The organism is Oleiphilus sp. HI0043, assembly GCF_001634935.1.
In genome coordinates this window covers 1-809 of sequence record NZ_LWEY01001765.1, presented here as the reverse complement: position 1 = coordinate 809, position 809 = coordinate 1, and the positions used below count along the sequence as shown (strand labels likewise).

The following is an 809-nucleotide window of genomic DNA, read 5'->3' as shown; positions in this document are numbered from 1 at the left end:
AGGTCGGTAATTTTCAATACATATGCAACAAGTGAACCAGCACCTGAACCACGACCCGGGCCAACAGGGATATCATGATCCTTCGCCCATTTAATAAAGTCCATTACGATCAGAAAATAGCCGGGAAACCCCATCTGAAGAATGATATCGAGTTCAAATTTCAAGCGATCCAGATAAGGTTTTCGCCGTTCCTCAAGCTCGTCTTCAGGACAATTAGCCAAAATTACTTTTAAGCGCTCATCCAGGTCGTCATGACAAAGCTTGCGAAAAAACTCATCCATTGTCATGCCTTCAGGCACGGGATATTGAGGCAGAAAGTACTCGCCCAAACGAATTTCCACATTGCAGCGTTTAGCGATTTCTATCGTGTTTTCAACGGCCTCGGGAATATCTTCGAATAAGGCCAACATCTCGTCAGCACTTTTAAGGTACTGAGCGTCACTATAGAGCTTTTCCCGGTTTGGGTTATCGAGTGTTTCACCGTCTGAAATACAAACCCTGGCTTCGTGAGCCTCAAAATCAGACTCAGCCAGAAATTGCACATCGTTTGTCGCAACAACCGGACACGATAACTTCTCGGCTAGCGCAACACTCAGATGAACGCATTCCTCATCATTAGGGCGATTAGTACGCTGAAGTTCAAGGTAGAAACTATCAGAAAAAACCGACATCCAGTGCTCCAAGAGCTCAACAGCAAGGTCTTCTCTCCCAGCCAACAAAGCACGGCCAATTTCTCCATCTTTCGCACCGGACAAAACAATCAGACCTTCTGATGCTTCCTTCAACCACTCTTTCGTGATGACCGCTTT

The 809-nt window shown here is 45.9% G+C and carries 1 protein-coding gene; it reads right to left on the bottom strand.

Going from position 1 to position 809, the window contains the following annotated elements; translation table 11 throughout:
- On the bottom strand, positions 1–809 hold an 809-nt coding region (locus A3729_RS27230), incomplete at both ends, for a PHP domain-containing protein (protein WP_156498163.1).